We start from the raw sequence: 19,248 nt of genomic DNA on the forward strand, positions 1-19,248 counted from the left end.
CGGGCTCCCGCGCCGCGCCGGTCGTACGCTCCCGGCGGCGATGCCGTTCCCGGCCGCCGCACCGCAGGTCACGGGCGGTTCCGGTGGTCAAGGGTGAGTTGACGGCCGTTCCCGCCGCATGGTGGACTGCCGGAGCCAAACGGCGGCAGGAGAGGAAGCCGGTGCGAATCCGGCGCGGTCCCGCCACTGTCACCGGGGAGCGCTCCACCACCTCAACAGGGGTCACGGCTCGTCACCACGCAGAGCTGGAAGGCCGGTGGCCGCGCCGATCCGGGAGCCAGGAGACTCTCACCGCCGGTCACGTCGAGCCAGGGCGCGGACCCTGAGTGAGGACACCATCGCCATGCCCGGCACCGCCACCCCGCCGCCCGCCCACGTGCCGCCGCTCCCCCCCGCCCGCACCGGGCCCGTTCCGCCGAGGCGTGACGGCGGGCTGAGCCATGCGTGCCGATCACGCCACCGTCTTCGGGTGCGGCGCCGTTCTCGGCTTCGCCGGCGACCTGCTCCTGGGCGACCCGCGCCGCGGCCACCCGGTGGCCGCCTTCGGGCGGGCCGCCGCCGCCGTGGAACGCCGTCTGTGGCGGGACCACCGGGGGGCCGGCGCACTGCACACCGCCGTCTGCGCGGGCGGCGCCGTCGCCGGTGCGGTGCTGCTGGACCGCGCCCTGCGCGCGCCCGCCACCGCCTCCCCCGCCGTCCGGGCGCTGTCCCGCGGGGCGGGGACCGCCCTGGCCGCCGCGGCCACCTGGTCGGTGCTGGGCGGCACCTCGCTGCGCCGGGAGGCGTCGCTGATCGGGGACGCGCTGGCGGCCGGCGACCTGGCCGCCGCCCGGGAGCGGCTGCCGCACCTGTGCGGACGGGACCCGCAGTCGCTGGACGAGCGGCAGATCGCCCGGGCCGTGGTGGAGTCGGTGGCCGAGAACACCTCCGACGCCGTGGTGGGCGCCCTGGTCTGGGGCGCCCTGGCGGGCGTACCCGGCCTGGTGGGCTTCCGCGCCGTCAACACCCTGGACGCGATGGTGGGCCACCGCTCGCCCCGGTACCGCCGCTTCGGCTGGGCCTCGGCCCGGCTGGACGACGCCGTCGGCTGGCCGGGGGCCCGGCTCACCGCCGCGCTGGCGGTCCTGGCCGGCCCCGACCCGCGGGGCGCCCGGCGGGCCTGGCGCGCCGACGGCGGCGCCCACCCGAGCCCCAACGCGGGCCCGGTGGAGGCGTCCTTCGCGGGCGCGCTGGGCGTACGGCTGGGCGGCACGCTCGCCTACGGCGGCCGGGTCGAGCACCGGCCGGTGCTCAACGCGGCCGGCCGGCCGGTGGCGGTCGCCGACATCGCGCGGGCGGTCCGGCTGTCGCGCCGGGTGGCCGGGCTGGCGCTGGCCGTCGCGGTGACCGGCCGGCTGGCCGGGGCGGGGCTGCGCGCCGCCCGGACCGGGGCGGCGCCGGCGGCGTCCACGGCGGCGGCCGGGACCGCGGTGCCGGGGGTCGCGACGGCCGGTGCCACGGCCGCGGGGGCCGCGGTGGCGGGGATCATCGCGGCGGCCGGGCGTACCGGGCCCCGCCGCCGGGCACGGTCCATCGCGGGCGACCGCCCGCCGAGGATGCGGCTGTTCGCCGCGGGGAGGGACGGCCGATGACGGCGGAAGCGACATCCACAGCACCGGACGCCACCGGGACGGCCGGCGTGACCGGCGGTTCCGGCGGCCCGGGGACCGGGCCGGCCGCCGCACGGTCCGGACGGCGCCCCGGCCGGCCGTTGGCCGGCGGTCTGCTGGTCGCCGGCACGACCTCGGACGCGGGCAAGAGCGTGGTCACGGCCGGCATCTGCCGCTGGCTCAGCCGCAAGGGCGTCTCGGTCGCGCCGTTCAAGGCCCAGAACATGTCGCTCAACTCGTTCGTCACCCGGGACGGCGCGGAGATCGGGCGCGCCCAGGCGATGCAGGCCGCCGCCGCCGGGGTGGAGCCCTCCGCGCTGATGAACCCGGTGCTGCTCAAACCCGGTTCGGACCGCACCAGCCAGGTGGTGCTGCTGGGTCGGCCGGTGGGCGAGCTGAGCGCCCGCGGCTACCACCAGGGGCGGCAGGAGGCGCTGCTGGGCACCGTCACCGAGTGCCTGGAGGAGCTGCGGCGCACCCACGACGCGGTGATCTGCGAGGGCGCGGGCAGCCCCGCGGAGATCAATCTCCGCCGCACCGACATCGTCAACATGGGCATCGCGCGGGCCGCCTCGCTGCCGGTGGTGGTGGTCGGCGACATCGACCGGGGCGGGGTGTTCGCCTCGTTCTTCGGCACCACCGCGCTGCTCTCCCGGGAGGACCAGCGCCATGTGGCCGGCTACCTGGTGAACAAGTTCCGCGGTGACGTCTCGCTGCTGCAGCCGGGCCTGGACATGCTGCACGGGCTGACCGGGCGCCCGGCGCTGGGCGTGCTGCCGTACGCGCACGGCCTGGGCATCGACGAGGAGGACGGGCTGCGGGTGTCGCTGCGCGGCGCGGTCCGGGAGTCCGTGGTGGCCCCGCCGCACGGCCGGGAGGTGCTGCGGGTGGCGGTGGCCGCGGTCCCGCTGATGTCGAACTTCACCGACGTGGACGCGCTCGCCGCCGAACCCGGGGTGGTGGTCCGGTTCGTGGACCGGCCGGAGGAGCTGACCGACGCCGATCTGGTGGTGCTGCCCGGCACCCGCGGCACCGTGCGGGCGCTGGCCTGGCTGCGCGAGCGCGGGCTGGCCGACGCCGTTGCCGAGCGCGCCGCGCTGGGGCGCCCGGTGCTGGGGATCTGCGGCGGGTTCCAGATGCTCGCCGACTCCATCGAGGACGAGGTGGAGTCCCGGGCCGGGCTGGTGGACGGGCTGGGCCTGCTGCCGGTCCGGGTGCGGTTCGCCGCCGACAAGACCCTGGCCCGGCCGGCCGGGGAGGCGCTGGGCGAGCCGGTCGAGGGGTACGAGATCCACCACGGCGTCGCCGAACTGTACGGCTCGTACACGCCGTTCCTGGACGGCTGCCGGGTCGGCTCGGTGTGGGGCACGCACTGGCACGGGTCGCTGGAGAGCGACGGGTTCCGGCGGGCGTTCCTCCGCCGGGTCGCGGCGGACGCCGGGCGGGACTTCGTCCCGGCGCCGGACACCTCGTTCGCCGCGCTGCGCGAGGCGCAGCTGGACCGGCTGGGCGACCTGATCGAGGAGCACGCGGACACCGACGCGCTGCTGCGGCTGATCGAGGACGGGGTGCCCCCGGGGCTGCCGTTCCTGCCGCCGGGGGCGCCGTGAGCGGCCGTCCGCCGGGCACCGCGCCGGCCACGGCGCCCGCCGCCCGCCCCTACCCGGCATCCGCCGCCGTTCCGTACCCGGCGTCCGTCACGCTTCCGTACTCCGCGTCCGCCGCCCGCCGGTGCCCGGCGCCGCACGGCGGCCCGGGTCCGGGCGGTGACCGTACGCGCCCGTCCCGGGCGGTACCGGCCGCCGCCGCGCGTCCCCGGACGGCGGGTCCGGGCCGGCCCCCGGCGCCGGCCGGGACCGCACCGGTCGCCGGCACCGGCCCGGACGCCGGTGCCCCGGTCACCGGCACCGCGCCGCCGCCGTACCGGCCCCGGCCGTCCGCGACCCCCATGTCCGTACCCCAGGCACGCACCGCAGGAGGTTTTCCCGGATGACTGCGACCCCCTACCCGTTCACCGCGGTCGTCGGCATGGCCGACATGCGGCTGGGTCTGCTGCTCAACGCGGTGTCCCCGGCGATCGGCGGGGTGCTGGTGCGCGGCGAGAAGGGCACCGCCAAGTCCACCGCGGTCCGCGCGCTGTCGGCCGTGCTGCCCGAGGTCACGGTGGTGGCCGGGTGCCGGTTCAGCTGTGACCCGGCCGCCCCCGACCCGGGGTGCCCGGACGGCCCGCACGAGACCGGGCCGGGCGCCGCGCGGCCCACCCGGATGGTGGAGCTGCCGGTCGGCGCCTCCGAGGACCGGGTGGTCGGGGCGCTGGACATCGAACGGGCGCTGACCGACGGGGTGAAGGCCTTCCAGCCGGGTCTGCTGGCCGACGCGCACCGCGGCATCCTCTACGTGGACGAGGTGAACCTGCTCGGCGACCACCTCATCGACGTCCTGCTGGACGCCGCGGCGATGGGCGCCTCGCACGTGGAGCGCGAGGGCGTCTCGGTGCGGCACGCGGCGCGGTTCCTGCTGGTGGGCACCATGAACCCGGAGGAGGGCGAGCTGCGGCCGCAGCTGCTGGACCGCTTCGGGCTGACGGTGGAGGTGGCCGCCTCCCGGGACCCGGACGAGCGGGTCGAGGTGGTGCGGCGCCGGCTGGCGTTCGACGAGGACCCGGAGGGGTTCCGCGCCCGGTGGGCGGCCGAGGAGGAGGAGCTGCGGCGGCGGATCGCCGCGGCCCGCGCGCTGCTGCCCCGGGTGGTGCTGGGCGACGGGGCGCTGCGGCAGATCGCCGCGGTCTGCGCCGCGTTCGAGGTGGACGGCATGCGGGCGGACATCGTCACCGCGCGGACCGCGACCGCGCTCGCCGCCTGGGCCGGGCGCGCCGAGGTGACCACCGAGGACGTCCGGCAGGCGGCGCTGCTGGCGCTGCCGCACCGCCGCCGCCGCAACCCGTTCGACGCGCCGGGCCTGGACGAGGAACTGCTCGACGAGGTGCTGCGGAACTCCGCCCCGGACGACCCGGAGCCGGACCCCGACCCGGCGCCGCGGGGGCCGGACGACGGCGGCCCGGACGACGGCCCGGGGGGCGGCGGCCCGGACGGCGGCGCGCCGGAGGGCCCGTCGGCGCCGGACACCGCGGGGGCCGGCGAGGGCCCGCCGCCCGAGCCGTCCGTCCCCGGACCGCGGCCGGAGGCCGGCTCCCCCGCCGACGCCTCCGCCACGGCGGAACCGGAGCCCGCCGGGGAGGGTGACGAGGCCGCGGCCCCGGCGGCCGGCGGGGGCGCCGAGCGGCCCGCGGTCGGCGCCGCGGAGCCGTTCCGCATCCGGAAGCTGGACGTGCCGGGGCTCGGCGAGGGCGCGGCCGGCCGCCGCTCCCGGGCCCGTACCGCGCACGGCCGCACCACCGGGGCCCGGCTGCCGCGCGGCCCGGTCGGCGCGCTGCACCTGACCGGGACGCTGCGGGCCGCCGCACCCCACCAGCGGGCGCGCGGGCGCACCGGCCCGGGGCTGCTGATCCGCCGGGAGGACCTGCGGGAGGCGGTGCGCGAGGGGCGCGAGGGCAACCTGGTGCTGTTCGTGGTGGACGCCTCCGGTTCGATGGCCGCCCGGCGGCGGATGAGCGCCGTCAAGGGGGCGGTGCTCTCGCTGCTGCTCGACGCCTACCAGCGGCGCGACAAGGTGGGGATGGTGACCTTCCGGGGCGCGGGTGCGGAGCTGGTGCTGCCGCCGACCTCCTCGGTGGACGCCGCCGCCGCCCGGCTGGAGCGGCTGCCCACCGGGGGCCGCACCCCGCTCGCCGCCGGGCTGGTCAGGGCCCGCGAGGCGCTGCGCGTGGAGCGGCTGCGGGACCCCTCGCGGCGCCCGCTGCTGGTGGTCGTCACCGACGGGCGGGCCACCGGTGGCCCGGAGCCGGTGGCGCGGGCCTCCCGGGCCGCCGCGGCGCTCGCCGGTGACGGGGTCACCTCGGTGGTCGTGGACTGCGAGAGCGGTCCGGTACGGCTCGGCCTGGCGGCACGGCTCGCCGGCGAGCTGCGGGCCACCCCCATCGCCCTCGACGAACTTCGCGCGGACCGGGTCACCACCCTGGTCCGTGATGTACGGACCGCCCAGCAGACCCGGAGGGTTGCGTAATGCCTCAAGGACAGCCGACCACCGTTCCCGACGACGGGCTCACCACCCGGCAGCGCCGCAACCGCCCGCTGGTGCTGGTGCACACCGGCACCGGCAAGGGCAAGTCCACCGCCGCGTTCGGGCTCGCGCTGCGGGCCTGGAACCAGGGCTGGCCGGTGGGGGTGTTCCAGTTCGTGAAGTCCGCCAAGTGGCGGGTGGGCGAGGAGCGGGCGCTGCGGGTGCTGGGCGACTCCGGCGAGGGCGGCACCGTCGCCTGGCACAAGATGGGCGAGGGCTGGTCCTGGGTCCAGCGCGACCCGGCCTCCAGCGAGGAGGCGGCCCGGGAGGGCTGGGAGCAGGTCAAGCGGGACCTGGCGGCGGAGACCTACAAGCTGTACGTGCTGGACGAGTTCGCCTATCCGATGCACTGGGGCTGGGTGGACCCCGACGAGGTGGTGTCGGTGCTGCGGGACCGGCCCGGGACCCAGCACGTGGTGATCACCGGCCGCAACGCGCCGCCGGCGCTGTGCGACTTCGCCGACCTGGTCACCGACATGACGAAGGTCAAGCACCCGATGGACGCGGGTCAGAAGGGCCAGCGGGGCATCGAGTGGTGAGCGGTACCCCGGACACCGTCCACCGGGTCCCCCGGCTGGTGATCGCGGCCCCGGCCTCCGGCAGCGGCAAGACCACCGTGGCCACCGGGCTGATGGCCGCGTTCACCGGGGCGGGGCTGCGGGTCTCCCCGCACAAGGTCGGCCCGGACTACATCGACCCCGGCTATCACGCGCTGGCCACCGGGCGGACCGGCCGCAACCTGGACGCCTACCTGTGCGGCCCGGAGCGGATCGCCCCGCTCTTCCTGCACGGCGCGGCCGGCTGCGATCTGGCCGTGGTCGAGGGCGTCATGGGGCTGTACGACGGTTTCGTGGGGACCCCGGGCCCCGGCGGCGGGTCCGCCGGCGGCCAGGGGGACCTGGCGTCCACCGCGCACGTGGCGAAGCTGCTGCGGGCGCCGGTGGTGCTGGTGGTGGACGCCTCCTCGCAGTCGCGTTCGGTGGCGGCTCTGGTGCACGGCTTCGCCTCCTGGGACCCGGAGGTGCGGCTCGCCGGGGTGATCCTCAACAAGGTCGGCTCCGACCGTCACGAGGCACTGCTCCGGGACGCGCTGGACGGCTCCGGGGTGCCGGTGCTGGGCGCGCTGCGCCGGGTGGGCGCGGTCCGTACCCCCAGCCGCCACCTGGGGCTGGTGCCGGTGGCCGAACGCCGGGCGGACGCCGTGGAGTCGGTGGCCGCGCTGGCCGCGCAGGTGCGCGCCGGGTGCGACCTGGAGGGGCTGCTGGCGCTCGCCCGCAGCGCCCCGCCGCTGACCGGCGCCGCCTGGGACCCGGCCGCCGAACTGCGCGCGGCGGGACCGGCGGCCGGGGCGGAGGGTATCGGGACCGCCGGGGACGGCGCGTCCGGTGCCGGGGCGGCGGGTACCGCAGCGCCGGGTGCGGCGGGTACCGCACCGCCCGGTGCGGCGGCGGTCGGCGGTGCGGCGGACGGTGCCGGACCGGCCGGACGGCGCCCGGTGGTGGCGGTCGCCGGCGGGGCCGCGTTCACCTTCTCCTACGCCGAGCACACCGAACTCCTCACCGCCGCCGGCGCGGAGGTGGTGACGTTCGACCCGCTGCGCGACGAGCGGCTGCCCGCCGGCACCGGGGCCCTGGTCATCGGCGGCGGCTTCCCGGAGATGTACGCGCCCCAGCTGTCCGCGAACCGGCCGCTGCGCGCGGCGGTGGCCGAGCTGGCGGCGTCCGGGGCGCCGGTCGCGGCCGAGTGCGCCGGCCTGCTCTACCTGGCCCGTTCGCTGACCCCCGCGGCCGCCCCGGGGGACGCCGTGGATCCGTCCCCGCTGCCGATGTGCGGGGTGCTGCCGGTGACGGCCCGGATGACCGAGCGGCTGACGCTCGGCTACCGGGAGGCGGTCGCGGTGCACGACAACACGCTGGCGGCGGCCGGGACCAGGATGCGGGGCCACGAATTCCACCGCACGGCCGTCGAACCGGGCGCCGGCCCGCTCCCCGCCTGGGGGATGGTCCACCCCGAGCGGCGGGTCGAGGGGTTTGTCCAGGGCGGGGTGCACGCCTCGTACCTCCATGTGCACTGGGCCGCCGCCCCGGGCACCGCGGCGCGCCTCGTCGCGGGCTGCGCCCGTTGACCGGCGCGGCGGCACGGCGGCCGGCGGGCCCGGCACGGCGCGCGGCGGGTGCGGCGGGTGCGGCGGGTGCGGCGGGTCAGGCGGGTACGCCCGCCCACGGCGCCGGCGGTCCGACGGTCGGCGCCGGCGGTCCGACGGCGGGCGCCGGGGGTGCACCCGCGGCGGGCGGTCCGGCGATGGGTGCCCGCGGGCCGGGGCCGGACGCCCCGGCGGGCCGGGGCACCGCGCAGAGCCCCTCCCCCGGCCCGGCGCGCGAGCTGCTGGTGGGCGTGGGGGCCCGCCGCGGGGCGTCGGCCCGGGAGGTGCTCGACCTGGTGCGCCGTACCCTGGCCGAGGCGGGGGCGGGCACCGGTGCGGTCCGGGCGCTCGCCACGGCGGCGGGCAGGGCCGGGGAGCCGGGTCTGGTCGCGGCCGCCGCCGAACTGGGCGTACCGCTGCTGGCGTTCGACCCGGCCCGGCTGGCGGCGGTGCCGGTGCCCGCTCCGTCGGCGGTGGTCCGGGCGGCGGTCGGCACACCGGCGGTGGCGGAGGCGGCCGCCCTGCTCGCCGCCGGTCCGGCCGGTGCGCAACTCCTGGTCGGCAAACGGAAGTCGCCGCCGCGCGACGGCGGCAGCGCCATGGTCACCTGCGCGGTGGCCCGGCGCCGCGCGACGGCCGGCGGCCCCGCGCCCGACCGGACGGACGTCCCGGCAGCGGACCGGGGCCCGGCACCGGACGGACGGGCAGGGCCCGGCCCCGGTCGGGCGCCGGACGAACCGCCGCCCGCGCCGCGTCCCGGCGGCGGGGGACCACCCCCGCCCGCGCGGCGGTCGCGCCCCGTCGGTAACGTCTCGGGGCGCCCGGTGACCGGACGCCGCCCCCGACCGCCCACCCCGTGCGGCGCGCTTCGCCCGGCCCGCCCCGGCGGAACCCCGCGCCGCCACCCGTGGCTTCCCGGGCCCCTTTCGGGGGCCGTTCCCGAAGCCGTTTCCGGGGGCGCCGCCCGCCGCCTGCGCCCGTCCCGATGTACGAGGAGAACCCGTGACCACCCCCGCCCGCCCCCGCCCACCGCGGCCCACGGCAGCCCGGCCGCCCCCGGCCTCCCCGCCACCGGCCCGTCCGGGGTCCGTCACCGGCACTCCGGTCCGGTGGGCGCGACCGGGCACGACGACCCGGCGCCGGCCGGGCCCGCCGGGACCGCCGGCTTCGACCCGGCCCGACTGCGGCACCACGGCGACGCGGAGGTACGGGACGGGGGCGCCGGGCTGACCGACCTGGCGGTCAACGTCCGCGGCGGCACCCCGCCCGGCTGGCTGAAGGAGCGGATCGCGGCCAGCCTGGACGGGCTGGCCGCCTACCCGGACGGGCGGGCCGCGCGGCGGGCGGTGGCCGCCCGGCACGGGCTGCCCGACGACCGGGTGCTGCTGACCGCGGGCGCGGCGGAGGCGTTCGTGCTGCTGGCCCGGGCGATCCCGGCCCGGCGGCCGGTCGTGGTGCATCCGCAGTTCACCGAACCGGAGGCGGCGCTGCGCGACGCCGGGCGCCCGGTCGGGCGGGTGCTGCTGGACGAGAGCGACGGCTTCCGGCTGCGGCCCGGACAGGTGCCCGAGGACGCCGATCTGGTGGTGATCGGCAACCCGACCAACCCCACCTCGGTGCTCCACCCGGCCGAGGACATCGCCGCGCTGGCCCGGCCCGGGCGCACGCTGGTGGTGGACGAGGCGTTCATGGACGCGGTGCCCGGCGAGCCCGGGTCGCTGGCCGGCCGGACCGATCTGCCGGGGCTGGTCGTGCTGCGCAGCCTCACCAAGACCTGGGGGCTGGCGGGACTGCGCGTCGGGTACGTGCTGGCCGCCCCGGAGACGGTCGCGGCGCTGGAGCACGGCCGGCCGCTGTGGCCGGTGTCCACCCCCGCGCTGGTGGCGGCCGAGGCGTGCTGCGAACCGGCGGCGCTCGCGGAGGCGGAGCGGGTCGCCGTCCGCGTCGCCGCCGACCGGGCCCATCTGGCGGCCCGGCTCGACCGGTTCGCGGGGATCCGGGTGCACGGCCCGGCCGCCGGGCCCTTTCTGCTGATCCGGCACCCGCATGCGGCGGCGGTACGGGCCCGGCTGCGCGACCACGGGTTCGCCGTGCGGCGCGGCGACACCTTCCCCGGGCTGGGCCCGCAGTGGCTGCGGCTGGCGGTACGGGACCGGGACACCACCGACCGGTTCGCGGCGGCCCTGGAGAAGGTGCTCAGGACCCTCGGCCCGGACGGGGACCGGTAGCCCCTGACCGGGACCACGGCGACCGGCGGCCCGGCGGAGGCCCGTCCCCATGGCGGGGTCCGCCGGTCACGGCCGGTGGTCACTTCCGGTGGTCACGGCCGGTGGTCACGGCCGGTGGTCACGGCCGGTGGTCACGGCCGGTGGCCGGCTCCTGTGGGGCCGGCCACGTCCCCGCTGGGCCGGGACGGTACGCATCACCCGTAGAATACCCGTGGGGGTATGAGCGGAGGAGGACGCGTGGAGCTGGAGATGGCGGCCGATGAGCTGAAGAGTGTGCTCAACCGGCTGCGGCGGGCGCAGGGGCAGATCGCGGGGATCATCAAGATGATCGAGGAAGGCCGGGACTGTGAGGATGTGATCACCCAGCTCGCCGCGGTCTCCCGGGCTCTCGACCGGGCCGGGTTCGCGATCATAGCCACCGGGCTCCAGCACTGCATGGCCGAGGGCGGGCAGGCCCCCGCGGACCGGGACCAGATGCGTGCCCGGCTGGAGAAGCTGTTCCTCTCCCTCGCCTGAGCCGCCCCGGCCGGCCCCGCGCACCCGGCCGGCCCGGCTCGGCGCTTGGCCGGTTCCGGCACCGGGGCCGGTGCGCGTCACCGCCTCGCCCGGGGCCGCACGCCTCACCGTCCCGGCCGGGCCGGCGCATCCGCCCCGGCGGGCCGGCACCCGCCGCGACCTCGGCCACGCCGCCGCGACCTCGGCCACACCGCTGCCCGTGGGACGAGCCGCGGTGCGCGCGGCCGACGGGACCGGGCGCGCGGCGGCACAGCGGGCCCGGCCCGGAATAGCGGCCGCCGGCACCGCCCGCCCCGCCGCCGACCACCGCCGACCGGCGTTGTCAGGGGGCGGTGACGGTCAGCCCCGCTTCGACGGCGGCCTCGAAGCCGTCGTCGACCGCGACCACGTCCCGTCCGGCGGCGTCCAGCAGGGAGGCCGCGATCGCCGCGCGCATGCCACCCGCGCAGTGCACCCACACCGTGCCCTCGGGGACCTCACCGAGGCGGCCGTGCAGCTGGTGGACCGGAAGGTGCACCGAGCCCTCGACATGCCCCGCGGCGCGTTCGGAGTCGCGGCGCACGTCGAGCACCACGATCCGCTCCCCGTCCGCCCGCGCCCGGGCCAGGTCGGCGAAGGTCGCGCGGGGGAACGAGGCCGGCTCCTCCCCCTCGCGGAGCCAGCCGTCCGGATCCCCGGTGGCGGCGGCGACCGGGCGGTCGATGCCCACCCGGACCAGTTCGCGCTGCGCGTCCGCGATCCGCTCCGGGGTGTCGGCGAGCAGCGTGACCGGCTTGCCCCACGGCATCAGCCAGGCCAGATACGTGGCGAGCTGCCCCTCGCCCTCGAAGTTGAACGAACCGGCCACGTGCCGCTCGGCGATGGCGACCCGGTTGCGCAGGTCCACCACCCACTCCCCCGCGGCCAGCCGCCGGGCGATCTGCTCGGCGTCGGCGGGCTCGGGCGGGGTCAGGTCGACCGGCGCGGGGCCGGCGGCGTTGGCCGGGCCCATGTGCGCGTAGTAGGCGGGTATGTCGTCCAGTCCGGCCAGCACCCGCTCGACGAAGGTGTCCGCGTCCAGCGTGAGCGCGTCGTTGGAGGCGCGCTCCTTGCCGATCGTGGTCGCGTCCCCCTCGGCCTGCGAGGAGGAGCAGAAGCTGCCGAAACCGTGGGTGGGCAGCACCGGCACCTCGTCGTCCAGCTCGTCGGCGAGCCGGTGGGCGGAGGCGTACTGGGCACGGGCCAGCCGCTCGGTCAGCCGCGGCTCGACCAGGTCGGGGCGGCCCACCGTGCCGATCAGCAGCGATCCGCCGGTGAACGCGGCCGCCGCGCGCCCGCCGTCCTCCAGGACGTAGGAGGTGTGGTGCGGGGTGTGTCCCGGGGTGGCGATCGCCCGCAGCACCAGCCCTTCGTCCACCGTGACCGTGTCGCCGTCGGCGACCGGGGTGCGGGCGAAGGACACCTCGGCGGCGGCCGGCACCAGGTGACGTGCGCCGGTGATCCGGGCCAGCTCCGGGCCGCCGCTGAGGTAGTCGTTGTGCACATGGGTCTCCGCCACGTACCCGATGCGCACCCCGCGCCGGGCCGCGGCGGCGATCACCCGGTCGATGTCACGGGGCGGGTCGATGACCACCGCGCCGCCGGCGCCACCGGCCAGATAGCTGCGGTTGCCCAGGCCCTCGGTCTCCAGCGTGTCGACGAAGAACACGGTTGCGGCTCCCTTCACGAGACGGTGTACCCCCAGGGGGTATCTTCTGTCCCCTCTGAACAGTAATACCCCTAGGGGTATTCCAGATGCCCGCCGCACCCCGGGGGCCGTCTCGGGCCTTCGTCCCGCCCCGCCGCGACCCGGTGCCGCCGCCCGCCCCGGCCCCGGCCACCGCCCGGTCAGACCACCGGCCCCGGTCGGGGGGTGGCCCCTCCCGTCACGGGTACCCGGCGGACCTCGGGGAATCCGCAGTTCCGCGCACCGAGGGAGCACGGCCGTGGCCTACGACCGCACCGTCCACCTGCCCACCACCGACTTCGACGCCGCGGTCACCGCGGTCCGCCGGGCCCTGGCGGACCAGGGCTTCGGCGTCCTCACCGAGATCGATGTGGCGGCCACCCTGAGGGCCAAGCTGGGGCACGAGATGGAGGAGTACCTGATCCTGGGCGCCTGCAACCCGCCGCTGGCCCGCCGGGCCCTGGAGGCGGACCGCTCCGTCGGCCTGCTGCTGCCCTGCAACGTCGTGGTCCGCCGCGACGGCGCCCACATCCTCGCCCAGGCCCTCGACCCGGGGACCATGGTCACCCTCAGCGGCGTGGCGGCGCTCGCCCCCGTCGCGGAGGAAGCCACCGCCCGCCTCGACGCCGCCCTCGGCGCCCTGGCCGCGCCTTGACGGACGCCGGCGCCCCGGCGGCTCACCGCTGTGCGCCGCCCGCCGGACGCCGGGCGCCGTGGCGGCCTCGACCGGGCGGGCGGCGCGCACCCGACGGGCGACGCGATCGGACGGGGTGACGCGCACCCGACGGGCGACGCGGCCGGACGGGGTGACGCGCACCCCGGGTCGGCGCGCACCCGACGGGCCGGCTCGTACCGGACGGGTTGACGCGCACCCGACCGGTTGGTGCGCACCGGCGCCGGGTGGTGGCCCGGGCCGGTGCGCGCCCGGGTCAGACCTGGTTGCGCGCGGCCGCGATACGCCGCCTGCGGGCCCACACCAGCGCCCCGGCGCCCACCGCGACCAGCGCGGCGGCACCTCCGGCGACGTACGGCGTGCTGGAGCTGCCGCCGGTCTCGGCGAGGTTCTCCGGCCGGGTGCCGGTGCCACCCTGCGGCTTGGGGCCCTCCTCCGCCGGCGCCGCCGGGCCCGGCTGCTCCGCGGCGGGCTTCTCGGCCGGCGGCTGCGCCCCGCCCGGCTTCGCGGCGGCGGGCGCCGTGCAGTTGGCGGCGGCGAGGGTGACCTGGCCGTCGACCTTGGCCACCCCGAGCGCGAGCGGATCGACGGAGACCCTCAGGCCGAGGGCGGTGGCCGCCGCCGTGCGCGAGGTGGTGGCGGTGCGGGAGAGGTCCAGCCGGACCTCCCCGACGGCGGGCACGGTGACCGTGGTGGTCCCGGTGGCGCTCAGGGCGACCTTCTGCCCCAGCACGAAGACGTCGCCCAGCGGGTTGGTCTCGGCGTACGGGCGCTTGCCCGCCTCGCACACCGCCTTGGCGGTGACCTGCTCCAGCTCCACCAGGGGACGGGCCGGCAGGCCGGGCAGGTGCACCCGGGCCCGCACCAGGTTGGTGTACCCCTCGGCCCGCTTCCGGTCCGCGGTGGCCTTCGCGGTGGCCACGTCGGCGCGGAGCACCTGGACGGGCTTGCCGCCCTCGACGCCCGTCAGCGTGGTGGTGAGCAGGGTGCGGTGCGCAGCGGCGGGCGCGGAGACCTCGTTCAGTGCGAGGTTCACCGGCACCTGCGCCGTCTTGTCGAGCAGCGACACGTCGAGCGCGGTACGGAGCACCACGGCGTCGGCCTTGCCGGCCGTACCGGAGCCGGCCGCGGTGTCCCGCGAGCCGGTGGCGTGGGCCGGCGCCGCGCCGAGCAGCACGGTGGTGGCGGTGACGGCCGCGGCGGCGGCGAGACGGCGTGCGGGCACGCCGAGGACGGGACTGGTGGAACGGGACACGTGTGTGGAACCCCCACAGAGAAACGGGTGCCGTCGGTTCAGCGTCACCGGGGACAGCACGGGCGCCGACGGCTTCGACCCCGGCCATATTTGCGTACCGACGGTGAACGGACAGCCACCCGGGGTGAGTTCACACCATCGGGTGGCCGTCGCCGCTCTATTCGATTCCGGTGCCGGTTCCGGCCGGCACCGGCGCGGGTTCGGGTCACGGTTCCGACGGGGGTTCCGGAACCGATCGCCCCGGGTTCCGGTGCCGGTTTGCGGCGCCGGTCCCGTGCCGCCCGCACCCCGGTCCGGTGGCGGTTCCGGGACCGATAGCCCCGGATTCCGGTGACCCCACAACCACGCCGGCACCGCCCCCGACCGCGACCCCCGACCTGCGATCCGCGATCCGCGATCCGCGATCCGCGATCCGCGATCCGCACGACGCTCCCGCCCAGGACTGCCCCGCAACCGCCGGGCCCGGGCGGCGGGCCCGTGCCGGACACACACGGCCGCGCCCCACCGTCACGCCACACCCGACGGCCCCGCCCGCGCACCGGCCCCCGGGGCACCCGCACCGCGCCGGATCAACCCGGCACCGGCGCACCCCGGGCCCGACCGGCCCGGCACCGGCGCACGATCACCGTGGCGCCGCGGTGATCGTCGCGACGCAGGGTCAGCGCACCACCCGGCCGCGCAGCACCACCCGCCGGGGCGCCGCGAGCACCCGGACGTCCGCCCGGGGGTCGGACTCGTAGACCACGAGGTCCGCCGGGGCGCCCTCCTCCAGTCCGGGACGGCCGAGCCAGGCGCGGGCGGCCCAGGTGGCGGCGGACACCGCGTCCACCGCGGGTATCCCGGCGCGGGTCAGCTCGGCCACCTCCTCGGCGATCAGCCCGTGGGCGAGCGAGCCGCCGGCGTCGGTGCCCGCGAAGACCGGCACCCCGGCGTCGTAGGCGGCGCGCACGGTGTCGTGACGGCGGGCGTGCAGCCGCCGCATGTGGTCCGCCCAGCGGGGGAACTTCTTCTCGCCGCCCGCCGCCAGCTGCGGGAAGGTGGCGATGTTGACCAGGGTGGGGACGATGGCCACCTGCCGCTCGGCGAAGAGCGGGATGGTCTCCTCGGTGAGGCCGGTGGCGTGCTCCACGCAGTCGATCCCGGCCTCCACCAGCGGCGCGAGGGTCTCCTCGGCGAAGCAGTGGGCGGTCACCCGGGCGCCGAGCCGGTGCGCCTCGGCGATGGCGGCGGCCACCTCGCCGGGGGGCCAGCAGGCCGCCAGGTCGCCGCTGTCCCGGTCGATCCAGTCGCCGACCAGCTTGACCCAGCCGTCACCGCGCCGGGCCTCCCGGGCGACGTAGGCGACCAGGTCCTCGGGCTCGATCTCGTGCGCGTAGTTGCGGATGTACCGCTTGGTGCGGGCGATGTGACGGCCCGCCCGGATGATGCGCGGCAGATCCTCCCGCTCGTCGATCCAGCGGGTGTCGGAGGGCGAGCCGGCGTCCCGGAGCAGCAGCGCGCCGGCCTCCCGCTCGCGCAGCGCCTGGCTCTCGCTCACCGCGTCCTCGACCGGGCCGTGCGCGTCGAGCCCGACATGGCAGTGGGCGTCCACCAGCCCGGGCAGCGCCCAGCCCTCGATCACCGTGACGTCCCGCGCGGCCGCCCCGGTCGGGCGGTCGTAGGAGATCTTGCCGTCGATCACCCACAGCTCGTCCCGGACCGCTTCCCCGGCGTCCCCGGCGTCCCCGCCCGCCGCGCCGGACCCCGGTCCGACCAGCACCCGACCCTTGATGTGCAGCACCGCGCTCTCGCTCATGCCCGCACTGTACGAGGAGCGGCCGGTGCCCGGTACACCCGAGCGGGGGTGGGCGGGCGCCGGCACGCGGCGGGTGCTCCCGCACCCCGGTGAGCCCGCCGGCGGGAGGCGGGGGCGTCGGTGCGCGCGGCCGGTGCGGCGGGGGCCGGGCGCCGGCACCGGCACTGCCGCGGGGCAGGCCGCCGACCGCCGGGCTCCGCGGGACCCGCGCCGGCGCGGTCACCCCGGAAGGGCCCGCCGACCACCATTTCGGAATCCATTCCCGGTGATTATCGGGTTCACCTTCCGCAGCCCTTTCCACACACTATTTCCACACCATTTTCGCGTGCTTTCCGAGCGCAGGTCCCCGTTTTCTCCTGCCCGGTTTCCCGGGCCCTAAACGCCCCCATTCGGCGAGCCCTCCGCAGGCGCGTCCGGCACTGCGTGCCACCGTTATACATCTGTGACAAACCCACGAACGCCGCCCGGTTTGCCCGGGATTAAGCCGGTAAAACACCCCGTTGTTCCGGCCTCCTTGCGCGCACGCGCGTCCCCGCGCGATAGCACGCGACAGCGCGCCACGTAACCCCTCAGCTCCATGCATTTTCAGTTCTCGCTGGGTAAGTTGAATTTCCATGACCCCCGCACAAGCAGAACGTGCACGTGCCCATGACGAATTCACGGAAATGCCCGAGGGACTGCGCCTCGACAGCCCTGGCGTCGAGGACGGAGCCGCGATCTGGCGCATCGCCCGCGACTCCCGCGTCCTGGACCTCAACTCGTCGTACAGCTACCTGCTGTGGTGCCGCGACTTCGCCGCCACCTCGGTCGTGGCACGCGATGCCGACGGCACCGCCGTCGGCTTCGTCACCGGCTACATCCGCCCGCAGCGCCCCGGCGTCCTGGTGGTGTGGCAGGTCGCGGTGGACCACGCCCACCGCGGGCGGGGCCTGGCCGGCGCACTGCTGGACGGGCTGACCGCACGCGTCGCCGCGACGGCCGGCATCCACGGGGTCGAGACCACCATCACACCCGACAACACGGCCTCCCACCGGCTGTTCACCTCGTTTGCACAGCGGCATGGCGCGGATGTCGAACGCGAGGTGCTGTTCCACGGCAGCCTGTTCCCGGACGGCGCCCACGAGCCGGAAGTGCTGTACCGCATCGGCCCCCTCACGCACCGGGGCGACCACCTCGGGGCGTCCGGGGAACGGGCCCCGGCCCGCCGCGCGGTCCGCACCTGACGGCCCGGGCCGCCGCGCCCGGAAACGAACACCACCCCCCGCCACTCGTCTCCCAGGAGAATGCTGTGACCATCGCGCCGCCCAACCCCCTCCCCCACCGCCGCCCCCCGATCGCTCCGACCGCTCCTGCCACGGCCCCGCCGGCTCCCCGCTCAGCGTCTTCGAAGCGGTGGAGTCGGAGGTGCGCAGCTACTGCCGCGGCTGGCCCGTCGTCTTCGACCGCGCCCGGGGCAGCCATCTGTACGACGAGGACGGCCACGCCTACCTGGACTTCTTCGCCGGCGCCGGCGCCCTCAACTACGGCCACAACAACCCGGTCCTCAAACGCGCCCTGCTCGACTACATCGAGCGCGACGGCATCACCCACGGCCTGGACATGAGCACCACCGCCAAGCGCGCCTTCCTGGAGTCCTTCCAGAACAACGTGCTGCGCCCGCGCGACCTGCCGTACAAGGTCATGTTCCCCGGCCCCACCGGCACCAACGCGGTCGAGGCCGCGCTGAAGCTGGCCCGCAAGGTCAAGGGCCGTGAGGCCGTGGTGTCCTTCACCAACGCCTTCCACGGCATGTCGCTGGGCGCGCTGGCCGTGACCGGCAACGCCTTCAAGCGGGCCGGGGCCGGCATCCCGCTGGTGCACGGCACCCCGATGCCGTTCGACGGCTACCTCGACGGGCAGGTGCCGGACTTCCTGTGGTTCGAGCGGCTGCTGGAGGACCGGGGCTCCGGTCTCAACCGGCCCGCCGCCGTCATCGTCGAGACCGTGCAGGGCGAGGGCGGCATCAACGTGGCCCGGATGGAGTGGCTGCGCCGGCTCTCCGAACTGTGCCGCACCCACGACATGCTGCTGATCGTCGACGACATCCAGATGGGCTGCGGCCGGACCGGACCGTTCTTCTCCTTCGAGGAGGCCGGCATCGTCCCGGACATCGTCACCCTCTCCAAGTCCATCGGCGGCTACGGACTGCCCATGTCGCTCACCCTCTTCCGCCCCGAGCTGGACGTGTGGGAGCCGGGCGAGCACAACGGCACCTTCCGCGGCAACAACCCCGCCTTCGTCACCGCCACCGCCGCCCTGGAGACCTACTGGGCCGACGGTCAGATGGAGAAGCAGACCCTGGCCCGCGGCGAGCAGGTCGAGCAGGCCCTGAGCGCCATCTGCGAGGAGGGCGCCGGGCACGGCGCCCGGTACCGCGGCCGGGGCCTGGTGTGGGGACTGGAGTTCGCCGACCGCGCCCGCGCCTCGGCGGTCTGCGCCCGTGCCTTCGAACTCGGGCTGCTGGTGGAGACCTCCGGACCGGTCGGCGAGGTCGTCAAGCTGCTGCCCGCGCTGACCATCTCCCCCGACGAACTCGACGAGGGCCTGCGCATCCTCGCCCGGGCGGTCCGCGAGACCGCCTGACCCCCCTTCACCGCCGCGGGGCGTCCCCACGCCGCCCCGCGAACGATCCCCCCGCACGCACGAGAAAGGCAGCGACACACCGTGATCGTCAGATCCTTCAAGGACATCGAAGGCACCGACCGGCACGTCAAGGCCAAGTCCGGCACCTGGGAGAGCAAGCGCATCGTGCTCGCCCGGGAGGGCGTCGGCTTCTCCCTCCACGAGACCGTCCTCTACGCGGGCACCGAGACCTCCATGTGGTACGCCAACCACATCGAGGCGGTGCTGTGCGTCGAGGGCGAGGCGGAGCTGACCAACGACGAGACCGGCGAGAAGCACCTCATCACCCCCGGAACCATGTACCTCCTCGACGGGCACGAGCGGCACACGCTGCGCCCGAGGACGGACTTCCGGTGTGTCTGCGTGTTCAACCCGCCCGTCACCGGACGGGAGGACCACGACGAGAACGGCGTCTACCCGCTGCTGACGGAGGAGGTGTGAGCG

The 19,248-nt window shown here is 77.1% G+C and carries 13 protein-coding genes, 2 pseudogenes and 1 riboswitch; of the genes and pseudogenes, 12 read left to right on the top strand and 3 right to left on the bottom strand.

Annotated elements, in window-relative coordinates:
• Positions 1-151 precede the first annotated feature (151 nt).
• Positions 152-288, top strand: a riboswitch (cobalamin riboswitch).
• Positions 289-440: 152 nt separating this feature from the next.
• The 8 genes and pseudogenes from IHE55_RS05260 to IHE55_RS05290 form a co-directional block, all read left to right on the top strand.
• A pseudogene (locus IHE55_RS05260) lies at positions 441-1,424 on the top strand (cobalamin biosynthesis protein); the annotation flags it as partial.
• A gap of 326 nt (positions 1,425-1,750) precedes the next feature.
• Positions 1,751-3,259 (top strand): cobyric acid synthase, encoded by a 1,509-nt coding sequence (locus IHE55_RS05265; RefSeq protein WP_197987956.1) that lies wholly within the window; start codon positions 1,751-1,753, stop codon positions 3,257-3,259.
• Between the two features lie 379 nt (positions 3,260-3,638).
• Entirely contained in the window at positions 3,639-5,771 is a 2,133-nt protein-coding gene (locus tag IHE55_RS05270; protein ID WP_197987957.1) for a putative cobaltochelatase, read from the top strand.
• On the top strand, positions 5,771-6,367 hold the full coding sequence (cobO, locus tag IHE55_RS05275) for a cob(I)yrinic acid a,c-diamide adenosyltransferase (RefSeq protein WP_197987958.1): 597 nt from the start codon (positions 5,771-5,773) through the stop codon (positions 6,365-6,367). Before IHE55_RS05270 ends, cobO begins: the two co-directional genes overlap by 1 nt.
• Positions 6,364-7,953, top strand: a complete 1,590-nt coding sequence (locus IHE55_RS05280; protein WP_197987959.1) for a cobyrinic acid a,c-diamide synthase CobB — start codon at positions 6,364-6,366, stop codon at positions 7,951-7,953. Before cobO ends, IHE55_RS05280 begins: the two co-directional genes overlap by 4 nt.
• Before the next feature lie 176 nt (positions 7,954-8,129).
• Positions 8,130-8,579: pseudogene (locus tag IHE55_RS30740) on the top strand (cobalamin biosynthesis protein); the annotation flags it as partial.
• Between the two features lie 573 nt (positions 8,580-9,152).
• Positions 9,153-10,199 (top strand): Rv2231c family histidinol phosphate aminotransferase CobC, encoded by a 1,047-nt coding sequence (gene cobC, locus IHE55_RS30745; protein WP_232265936.1) that lies wholly within the window; start codon positions 9,153-9,155, stop codon positions 10,197-10,199.
• 237 nt (positions 10,200-10,436) lie between these two features.
• Positions 10,437-10,715: a metal-sensitive transcriptional regulator gene (locus IHE55_RS05290; RefSeq protein WP_197991798.1), complete on the top strand. Its 279-nt coding sequence runs from the start codon at positions 10,437-10,439 to the stop codon at positions 10,713-10,715.
• Between the two features lie 322 nt (positions 10,716-11,037).
• On the opposite strand, the gene IHE55_RS05295 is transcribed toward IHE55_RS05290, so the two are convergent.
• The gene (locus IHE55_RS05295) at positions 11,038-12,402 is read right to left on the bottom strand and encodes an MBL fold metallo-hydrolase (protein ID WP_197987961.1); all 1,365 of its coding nucleotides are present in this window, start codon (positions 12,400-12,402) and stop codon (positions 11,038-11,040) included.
• Positions 12,403-12,679: 277 nt separating this feature from the next.
• On the opposite strand from IHE55_RS05295, the gene IHE55_RS05300 reads away from it, so the two are divergent.
• Positions 12,680-13,075, top strand: a complete 396-nt coding sequence (locus IHE55_RS05300; RefSeq protein ID WP_197987962.1) for a DUF302 domain-containing protein — start codon at positions 12,680-12,682, stop codon at positions 13,073-13,075.
• 274 nt (positions 13,076-13,349) lie between these two features.
• Here IHE55_RS05300 and IHE55_RS05305 read toward each other — a convergent pair whose 3' ends face one another.
• Together IHE55_RS05305 and IHE55_RS05310 are read right to left on the bottom strand one after the other, a co-directional pair.
• Positions 13,350-14,318: an SCO1860 family LAETG-anchored protein gene (locus tag IHE55_RS05305; RefSeq protein WP_307826524.1), complete on the bottom strand. Its 969-nt coding sequence runs from the start codon at positions 14,316-14,318 to the stop codon at positions 13,350-13,352.
• Positions 14,319-15,006: 688 nt separating this feature from the next.
• Positions 15,007-16,143: an amidohydrolase family protein gene (locus tag IHE55_RS05310; RefSeq protein ID WP_197987964.1), complete on the bottom strand. Its 1,137-nt coding sequence runs from the start codon at positions 16,141-16,143 to the stop codon at positions 15,007-15,009.
• Between the two features lie 614 nt (positions 16,144-16,757).
• Between IHE55_RS05310 and ectA the strand changes: the two genes are divergently transcribed.
• The 3 genes from ectA (at position 16,758) to IHE55_RS05325 (ending at position 19,245) form a co-directional block, all read left to right on the top strand.
• Positions 16,758-17,366 (top strand): diaminobutyrate acetyltransferase, encoded by a 609-nt coding sequence (gene ectA / locus IHE55_RS05315; RefSeq protein ID WP_197987965.1) that lies wholly within the window; start codon positions 16,758-16,760, stop codon positions 17,364-17,366.
• Positions 17,367-17,535: 169 nt separating this feature from the next.
• Positions 17,536-18,765, top strand: a complete 1,230-nt coding sequence (ectB, locus tag IHE55_RS05320; RefSeq protein ID WP_197987966.1) for a diaminobutyrate--2-oxoglutarate transaminase — start codon at positions 17,536-17,538, stop codon at positions 18,763-18,765.
• Positions 18,766-18,846: 81 nt separating this feature from the next.
• Positions 18,847-19,245, top strand: a complete 399-nt coding sequence (locus IHE55_RS05325) for an ectoine synthase (protein ID WP_197987967.1) — start codon at positions 18,847-18,849, stop codon at positions 19,243-19,245.
• Positions 19,246-19,248: the final 3 nt, after the last annotated feature.

Origin of the sequence: Streptomyces pactum, assembly GCF_016031615.1 — a bacterium.
GTDB classification, from domain to species: Bacteria; Actinomycetota; Actinomycetes; order Streptomycetales; family Streptomycetaceae; genus Streptomyces; species Streptomyces pactus.